Source organism: Pirellulales bacterium (genome assembly GCA_019694455.1).
Classification (GTDB): Bacteria; Planctomycetota; Planctomycetia; order Pirellulales; family JAEUIK01; genus JAIBBY01.
Map to the genome: position 1 here is coordinate 1 of JAIBBY010000096.1, position 8,571 is coordinate 8,571.

At 63.7% G+C, this 8,571-nt stretch carries 7 protein-coding genes; 6 read left to right on the top strand and 1 reads right to left on the bottom strand.

Annotation, left to right across the window (positions count from 1 at the left end; genetic code table 11):
- The first annotated feature begins 88 nt into the window (after window positions 1–88).
- From K1X71_20535 to pepF, 6 genes are all read left to right on the top strand, one after another.
- Entirely contained in the window at window positions 89–973 is an 885-nt protein-coding gene (locus K1X71_20535) for a hypothetical protein (GenBank protein ID MBX7075536.1), read from the top strand.
- An 86-nt stretch (window positions 974–1,059) separates the two neighbouring features.
- Entirely contained in the window at window positions 1,060–1,512 is a 453-nt protein-coding gene (locus K1X71_20540) for a GNAT family N-acetyltransferase (GenBank protein ID MBX7075537.1), read from the top strand.
- Window positions 1,513–1,813: 301 nt separating this feature from the next.
- The gene (locus tag K1X71_20545; GenBank protein MBX7075538.1) at window positions 1,814–3,478 is read left to right on the top strand and encodes a KamA family radical SAM protein; all 1,665 of its coding nucleotides are present in this window, start codon (window positions 1,814–1,816) and stop codon (window positions 3,476–3,478) included.
- A gap of 13 nt (window positions 3,479–3,491) precedes the next feature.
- Window positions 3,492–4,541 carry an ATP-grasp domain-containing protein gene (locus tag K1X71_20550; GenBank protein ID MBX7075539.1) on the top strand — a complete coding sequence of 350 codons (1,050 nt, stop codon included), beginning with the start codon at window positions 3,492–3,494 and terminating at the stop codon, window positions 4,539–4,541.
- 167 nt (window positions 4,542–4,708) lie between these two features.
- A complete protein-coding gene (locus K1X71_20555) occupies window positions 4,709–5,827 on the top strand; it encodes a Gfo/Idh/MocA family oxidoreductase (protein MBX7075540.1) in 1,119 nt (372 codons plus the stop codon).
- Between the two features lie 15 nt (window positions 5,828–5,842).
- Window positions 5,843–7,663: an oligoendopeptidase F gene (pepF, locus tag K1X71_20560; protein MBX7075541.1), complete on the top strand. Its 1,821-nt coding sequence runs from the start codon at window positions 5,843–5,845 to the stop codon at window positions 7,661–7,663.
- On the opposite strand, the gene bioD is transcribed toward pepF, so the two are convergent.
- Window positions 7,655–8,371 (bottom strand): dethiobiotin synthase, encoded by a 717-nt coding sequence (gene bioD, locus K1X71_20565; GenBank protein ID MBX7075542.1) that lies wholly within the window; start codon window positions 8,369–8,371, stop codon window positions 7,655–7,657. The two genes, pepF and bioD, sit on opposite strands and share 9 nt — an antisense overlap.
- Between the last annotated feature and the right edge of the window lie 200 nt (window positions 8,372–8,571).

Genomic DNA, 8,571 nt, shown 5'->3' on the forward strand with positions numbered 1-8,571 from the left:
GCAAACGACCGGCCGCTCAGGCCGGCCCATCGCGCGTGGCGCAGCGCGAGCGCGGCGTCAAACCGCTGGCGGTTGAGGAGGGGGCGCCATGAAAAAGCGCGAACGGCTATTGATGGTGATCGTCGGGGTGATGGTCGCCGGCTACCTGGGTCACATGCTCTTCAATCGACTGTTGCAGGCGCCGCTGGCGGCAAAATACGAACGTGTCGAGAAACTAAAACGCGACATCACGAAAAAGCAAGGTCAGCTCCGCCGCGCCCGCCAGGCCTCTGCCAAGCTGGCGGGCTGGCAAGAGCAATCGCTCCCCTCGAACCAGGAACGCGCCGCCTCGCTCTATCAAGAGTGGTTGCTCGATCTGGTGGGCAAAGCGGGGCTCAAGACGCCCAATGTGGATTCGGGCGCGCCGGTCGTGCGCAAAGGGGTGTACAGCATGATCCCGTTTTCGATCCGCGGACGCGGCACGATCGAGCAGCTCACGCGTTTCTTGTACGAGTTTTACAGCGCCAACCACCTGCATCAGGTGACGCGCATCAACATCACGCCGGTTCCCAAGTCGAACGAACTCGATCTGTCGCTGGCCATCGAGGCGCTGGCGCTGGTCGACGCCAACGACGCCACCAAGCTCAGCGGCGAGCGCTCCGAGCGATTGGCGTCGGTGGAGTGGGGCGCCTACCGGCCGATTGTCGACCGCAATCTGTTTGGGCAGACCGCGGCCGAGTTGGACCCGGCCGATTTCGCCTTTCTGACCGCCATCTTGGATGTCGATGGCGTCCCCCAGGCTTGGCTTACTGTGCGCACCACGGGTGAGATTTTGAAGCTGCGGCCAGGGCAGGCGTTTGAGGTGGGCCAGTTTCACGGCACCGTGGCCGAAATCACCTCCCCCGACATTGTGATCGACTCCGACGAAGAGCGCTGGCTGCTCACGCTAGGCGAAAAACTGAGCCAGGCCACGGCCCTGCCCCCGGGCTTCTAGCTGGCGCTCCCTTGGCGGAGGCGGCGCCAATCGCCTATGCTCTGCGCCTGGCGAGGGCGTCAAAATCAGGGAGGGAGTTCGCTCGCATGGCATCGGCCAAGATCGACGTAATCGGCCCCAACGAGGTGCCGCTGATCGCGGAGCTATACAGCAACATCTTTCGCCCCGCGCGCGATGGCGCCTTCTTCCGCCGACGGTTTCAGGGACGTTACAACGTGCTCATGCTGCTGGCCCACCTCGACGAGAGCCCGGTGGGCTTTTTTGTCGGGTTCGAACTGAAGCCGACGGTCTTTTTCGCCTGGCTCTACGGGGTCTTGCCCGACCAACGGCGGCAGGGCATCGCCAGTCAGCTCATGGAGGCGGTGCATGGCTGGGCGGTGGAACACGGTTACGACTCCATTCGTTTCGAATGTCACAATCAGCACCGGCCGATGCTGCATCTGGCCATCCAGCAGCTTTACGACATCGTTGGCATCCGCTGGGATCCTGACCGCAGCGAGAACCTGGTGCTGTTCGAAAAGTCGTTGCTCGCGGTCTGAGTGGTCCGACTCGGCGGAACATGAAACGGAATTCACGTTGCATGGGCGCTCGGTCGCGCGCGTTCGCCAAACCGCGATCGAGTTTTCTCTCAACCGACGCGCCGCCGCCAACCGATTCTAGTGTCCGCGAAAAACGGGAATCACGCGGCTCGCGGCGTTCTGTTGGCGACCACGCTCGTCGTTTCCTTTTCGTCGAAAGCGGCGCGCGTAGAATGATCCGGCGCAATGGATTTGCCTTGTGTCCTGTCTTTCAGGTCAGTATAAACCTCCCCAATTATTGCACTCCTTCGGATAGGAGATCGTGACCATGCAAGGAAAGCGCGTGCGGGCCAATCAACTGGCCCCGGCACGAATCGAGCAGGCGACCGCCGTCATCAGCGCCGAGTCGGGCGTGACGAGCGAGTCTGAGGAGCCTCCGGGTAGTGGGTCCCACCCCACATCGTTTCGCCACCCACAATGGAAGGACGTTCCGCAAGAGCAATGGGAAGACTGGCGTTGGCAAATGCACAACGCGGTGCGGACCACTCGGCAGCTTGCCGAACTGCTGCCGCTTCCAATGGATCGGCTGGCCGATCTGGAGCGCCTGGAGTCTCAGTACAAGCTGGTGTTGGCGCCGTACTACTTGTCGCTGATCGACGTCAACGATCCGTACCACGACCCGATCGGCCTACAGGCCTTGCCGCATCCGGCCGAGGCAGTGGCCGATAGCGTCGAGGAAAAAGCAGACCCGCTCGACGAGGACAAAGACTCGCCCGTGCCGGGCCTGACGCATCGATATCCGGATCGTGTGCTGCTGGTGACCACGCCAGTCTGCTCGATGTACTGCCGGTTTTGCACTCGCAAACGGGTAACAATGGACCGCGACGGCTGGGACGCTCCCAGCCGCGACGATCAGCGGATGATCGAGTATGTGGCCAGCCATCCCGAAATCCACGATTGCATACTTTCCGGCGGCGACGCGCTGATGCTCTCCGAGGGCAAGTTGCGCTGGTTTCTCACGCAGCTTGCGGCCATTGAGCATGTCGACGTGATCCGCGTCGGCACGCGCGTGCCAGTCACCTTGCCGCAGAAGCTGTTCGATCCACGGTTGATCGACGTGCTGCGCGAAACCGGCAAGGTGTGGGTGCAAACGCACTTCAACCACCCGCGCGAGATCACGCCCGAGGCCGCGCGCGGCTGTCGCAACTTGATCAACGCGGGCATGCCGATCAACAACCATGCCGTGCTGCTCAAAGGCGTGAATGACTCGGTCGACACGATGCGCGCGCTCATGCGGGGTTTATTGCGCATCAAGGTGCGCCCCTACTATCTGTTTCATTGCGATCCGGTGGTCGGCGCCGGCCACTTCCGCACCACCGTGTGGAAGGGACTGGAGATCATGGAAGGCCTGCGCGGTCACATGTCGGGTCTGGGCGTCCCGACCTACGTGATCGACGGCCTGCACGGCGCTGGCAAGATTCCGGTGATGCCGAACTATTTGGTCTCGGCGTCGGATCAGGCCGTGGTGCTGCGCAACTACGAGGGCATGCTGTTCCGCTACGCTCCCGAGGATCACTACGGCGCTCGACCGTCGCCAATCGCCACGACCGGCGTCAGCGACTTGCTCTCTGGCTCCGGCGAAAAGCTGATGCCCGAGGGCAACGCGCGGATGGCGCGGCGTCGGTCCAAGTTGGCCGAGGCGCCAACCGTGCAAGGGCCGGTGACGGTGGCCGGCGCCAAGCGCGCTCGCGCGGCCGCGAAGAACCTGGTCGAGACGATGGCCGCCGCTCGCGGCGCCAACTCGACAAGTCGCGGCCGAACCGACAAAAGCGACGCAGTGAAGCCCAAGCCGATCGACGACAAACCACGCGCTCGCGGGCGAGCGCGCACGGCGGCGCCGCTGCCGATGGACGCCTCAGAAAGCGTCGTCACCGGCTGGTCGGGCGACGAGTCGCTGTTGACGGTGCTCAATCACGCGGACAAATAGAGGATCAAAGCCCTTGAAGATTGGATTGACGTTCGACGCGCGTGGCGGTTGGGACGGCGAACCAGCGACTGGCGCGCCGCGCCGCGGTCAGCGCTTGGCCGCGGGCGGCCAGACGGTGATGCTCGCGACCGACGACGCCGAAGAAGAGTTCGACGCGCCAGCGACGATCGAGGCGCTGGCCAAAGTGATTCGCTCGCTGGGGCACGACGTCGAGCTACTAGGCAATGGCGAAACACTGATGCGCCGCCTGCTCGACGGCGAGCGGCCGGATCTGGTGTTCAACATCGCCGAGGGGCGCGGCGTTAGCCGCTCGCGCGAGGCGCGGACGCCCGCCATCCTGGAAGCGCTGGGAATACCATACACCGGATCCGATCCGCTCTCGTTGGCCGTCAGCCTGGACAAAGATTGCGCCAAACGACTGGTGGCGCAGGCTGGCGTGGCCACGCCGCGCTGGACAGTGGTCGAAGGGCACGCGGCCGACATCTTGGAGCGCGTCGCTGGCTTTCAATGGCCCCTGGTGGCGAAGCCGGCCTACGAAGGATCGTCGAAGGGGATTCGCGCGACGAGCTTGGTGCGCGACGAGCGGCAACTCGCCGCCACGCTCCGCGAGATGCTCGCCGACTATCGCCAGCCGATCTTGGTCGAGGAATACATCGAAGGCGACGAGTTGACCGTGGGCCTGGTCGGCAATCCGCCCGAGGTGCTCGGCATCATGCGGATTATTCCGCGATCGACCGATCAGCCATTCATCTACAGCTTGGAAGTGAAGCGCGACTGGGAAGACGTGATCCGCTACGAATGTCCCGCGCAGATCGGCGCGACAGCGACGCGCGCCGTCGAGCAGGCGGCCATCGCCGCATGGCGAGCGCTGGGCTGCCAGGACTTTGCTCGCGTCGATTTTCGGCTGCGGGGAGAGACGCCGTACTTCTTGGAGGCGAACCCACTGCCCGGCCTCAACCCGGTGGGGGGCGACATCGTGTTTCTGGCGAATTACGTCGGCGTGAGCCATGCGGAGCTGGTGCGCCGCGTGTTGAACGCCGCGCTGGAACGGATTGGCGCCTAGTCGCGCCCACCGTCGCATTGGCGCGACAGGCTTGAGCAATCGTCGCGATGGCCGTAGGCTGTCGGCTTTGACTCGGCCAGTCGATTTGGGACCAAGCCCGCCGAATCGCCGACTTCGCGGCTGCCGGATTCGGTCTTGTCCGCGGCCATTTTGAGAAAGCTGCTCGCATGCCGCATGCCAGTTCGCTGCCGGTCCGAATCGCCGTCATCGGCGCCGGCGCCGTGACCGACTATCACCACGTGCCGGGGATTCGACTCGACCCGCGCGCCGAACTGGTCGCCATCTGCGACGCCGATCCCGCGCTATTGGACAAGCGGCGCGGAGAGTGGGGAGTCGAACTGGCCAGCAGCGATCCCGAGTCGATTTGCGGCCATCCTTCGGTCGACGCGGTGATTATCGCCACGCCGAATTTCACTCATCGACAAATCGCCTTGGCCGCTGCCCGCGCCGGCAAGCATGTTATGTGCGAAAAGCCGCTGGGACTCAGCGCCAGCGAGGTGCGCCAGATGTATCACGCCGCGCGCGATGCGGGCGTGGTGCATATGACCGCGTTCACTTATCGCTTTGCGCCGGCGATGCGCTATCTCAAGCAATTGGTGACCACAGGCGCGCTGGGCGCGCCGCGGCATTTTCGCTCGCAGCGCTTTCTCGACTGGCCAGAGACGAGTTGGGGTTGGCGGCAATACAAAGACAAAGCCGGCGCCGGCGACCTGTTCGACATGACCATCCATCGGCTCGACTTCGCCATCGATCTGTTGGGGCCGCTGCGCGCCGTCACCGGCGCGGTGGCGCGCTTCGCGCCGCGGACGCAAACGACCGATGGCCGCGCCTGCCCGCCCTCGGAGGTCGACGATTGGTCGTCGCTGATCGGCGAGTTTCAGTCGGGAGCCACCGGCGTCTGGGAAGGGACCACGCTGGCCAAGGGCTACGGCCTGTCGGGCTACGGTCACGAATGGGCGGAGATCAACGGCGCCGAAGGCTCCGCCGTCTATCGACTACACGAACCCAATCGCATCTTGATCGGCAAGACCGGGCAAGACCTGGCGCCGGTCGATGTGCCGCGCGAACTGTTGTCTCCCGCCGGCAGCCCGCGCGATCCGAGCGCAGGTTCGCCGGCCACGGTGTTCCGCTACGATCTGGTGTGGGAGTTCGTCTCGGCAATTGTCGCGGGGCGCGACGCCATACCAAGCTTTTACGACGGCCTGTGCGCGCAGACAGTGGCCGACGCCGTGTTGCAATCGCACGCCCAGCGGCGCTGGATCGATATTCCCCACGAACCACGTTAACCCCAGGCAGCCGACATGATCGCCAGCACCAAGACCGCGCCCAAAGTAAAGCGCTTGCCGCAGCGTGGGCAAGTCAAAGTGGCCGACACCTGGGACCTGGCCAGTCTGTTCGCCGACGATGCGGCGTGGGAAGCGACCTTTCTGGAATGGGAAAAGCTGATTCCGCGCTACGAAAAGCAGCGCGGCAAGCTGGCAGACGCCAAACAACTGGCCGCGTGCCTCAAGTTTCATCTCGATTTCGAGCGCACCGGCGAACGACTCGGCGTCTACTCGTTTCTCAAGACGGCGGAGGACACCTCCAACAGCGTCTACCAGCGCATGCAGGGGCGCTTTCAAAACGCCGCCAGCCGCGCGGGGCAGGCGTCGAGCTACATTCAGCCCGAGTTGATGGCCATCGACGACGACACCATGGGCGGGCTACTAGCGCATCGGTCGTTGACGCCATATCGGCTGATGCTCGAGCGCTGGCTGCGCTACAAGCCGCACACGCTCACCGACCGCGAGGAAAAGCTGCTGGCCATGCAGAGCGAGATGGCGCAAACCGCCTCGCAGGTCTTTCGTCAGTTGAACAACGCCGATCTCAAGTTCGGCGCCGTCAAGAACGAAAAGGGAGAACTGGTCGAACTAAGCCACGCCAGCTTTTCGACGCTGCTGCACTCGCCCAAGCGAGCGGTGCGCAAGGCGGCGTTTCATCAGTATTACGAGCAGTTTCAGGCGCATCGGCACACTTTGGCGGCCACCTTGTCGGGGTCGGTCCAGCGCGATGTGTATTACGCGCGGGCCCGCAACTTCGATAGTTCGCTCTCCGCCGCGCTCTTTCCAGACAATGTGCCGCAGTCGGTGTACGACAACCTGATCGCCTCGGTGCATCGCCATCTGGACGACTTGTATCGCTACTACGAGATTCGCCGTCGGCGAATGAAGCTCGACGAGATTCACCACTACGACACCTATGTGCCGATCCTCACCGAGTTCGAGACGCATCGCACCTGGAAGCAGGCGGTGAAAACGGTGATCGACTCGCTGGCGCCCCTAGGCAGCGACTATTGCGGCGCGCTGGCCGAGGGACTCGAAGGGCGCTGGTGCGACCGATACGAGAACCAAGGCAAACAATCGGGCGCGTTTAGCTGCGGCTCATTCGACGGCGCGCCGTACATCTTGATGAACTATCAGCCCGCGGTGCTCGACCATGTCTTTACGCTGGCGCACGAGGCGGGGCACTCGATGCACTCGTATTTGTCGGCCCGAAATCAGCCGTTTCAATATTACGACTACACAATCTTCGTGGCCGAGGTGGCCAGCACCTTCAATGAGCAACTCCTGGCCCGGCATCTCTTGTCGAAGGCAAAGGACAAAAAGGAACGCGCCTTTCTCATCAATCGCCAGATCGACGATATCCGCGGCACGATCTTGCGGCAGACGATGTTCGCCGAGTTCGAAAAGCTGACGCACGCGCTGGCCGAACAGAACGAACCGCTCACGCTCGACCGCTTCCAGACCGAGTATCGTCAGCTATTGGAGCGCTACTTCGGCCCGCGCTTTGTGCTAGACGAAGAACTCGACCTGGAGTGTTTCCGCATTCCACACTTCTACCGCGCGTTTTACGTGTACAAGTACGCCACCGGCCTGTCGGCGGCCATCGCGCTGTCGCGGCGGGTGCTCGCCGGCGGCGCGAGCGAACTGGCGGACTACCTCGGCTTCCTCAAGGGAGGCTGCTCAAAACATCCGCTCGATCTGCTGCGCGGGGCGGGGGTCGATATGGAACAGCCCGGCCCCGTCGATACGGCGCTCGCCTATTTTGGCGAACTGGTGAGCGAGCTCGACGAGCTACTGTGAACGATTTAGGCCAGCCAGCCCCCACCAATCGACCGGGTCGCTGAACTCGCCGTTCCAGTTCATCTCGCACAAAACGGGCGCCGAGGCGAGTCGCGCCAGTTCAGCGCGGTTCGACTTTTGACTGCCGTCCGTCGTGGGTCCGGCCTGATTGAGCACCAGGCCTGCCACCGTCAGTGGCCATGCGCCCGATTGGCGCTGATTAAACGCCTCGACCGCCAACAAAAGGCACAGCGCCTGATGAATTGCCCCCAGGCGGTTGGCGACCACCACCACGAGCGGCAGGCCCATCTCGGCGGCAAGCTGCGCGTTGAGCCGATCGCGCGTGATCGGGCTAAAGAGCCCGCCGGCGCCCTCGACGATCACCATCTCGCTGCGCTCGCGCCACGTTTGAAATCCGTGGGCGATTAACGCATCGTCGATCCGCCCCCCTTCCGCCTCGGCGGCCAGATGCGGCGCCAATGGAGCAGCGAATCGCTGCGGGCACACATCTTCCAACACACCCGGGCGGCCGGCGGCCTCCCACAGCGCCACCGCGTCGCCCGAGACAAGCTGGCCGTTCACTACCTGGCAGCCGCTGGCGACTGGCTTATACACCCCCACCCGCCGGCCGGCCGAGTAGAGCGCCCGCGCGATCCGCGCGGCGACGTAGGTCTTGCCAACGTCGGTATCGGTTCCGGTGATGAACAGTCCGCGCGCTGCGCTAGTCATGATGCGAGCTTCTTACCTGTCGCGCGGCATGCTGCAGCGGAGACCAACAGGCTTGCCACGCCGGGGCGATTACTTATCGCGTAATCCGCAATAGGGTAGCATCATGGCATGGACACACCAATCGAGCGGAAAGCGAGCATGAGCAGTCAGCGGCCGGGACGTGTGCGGGTGGGGCTGGTGCAGATGAGTTGCGCGACCAA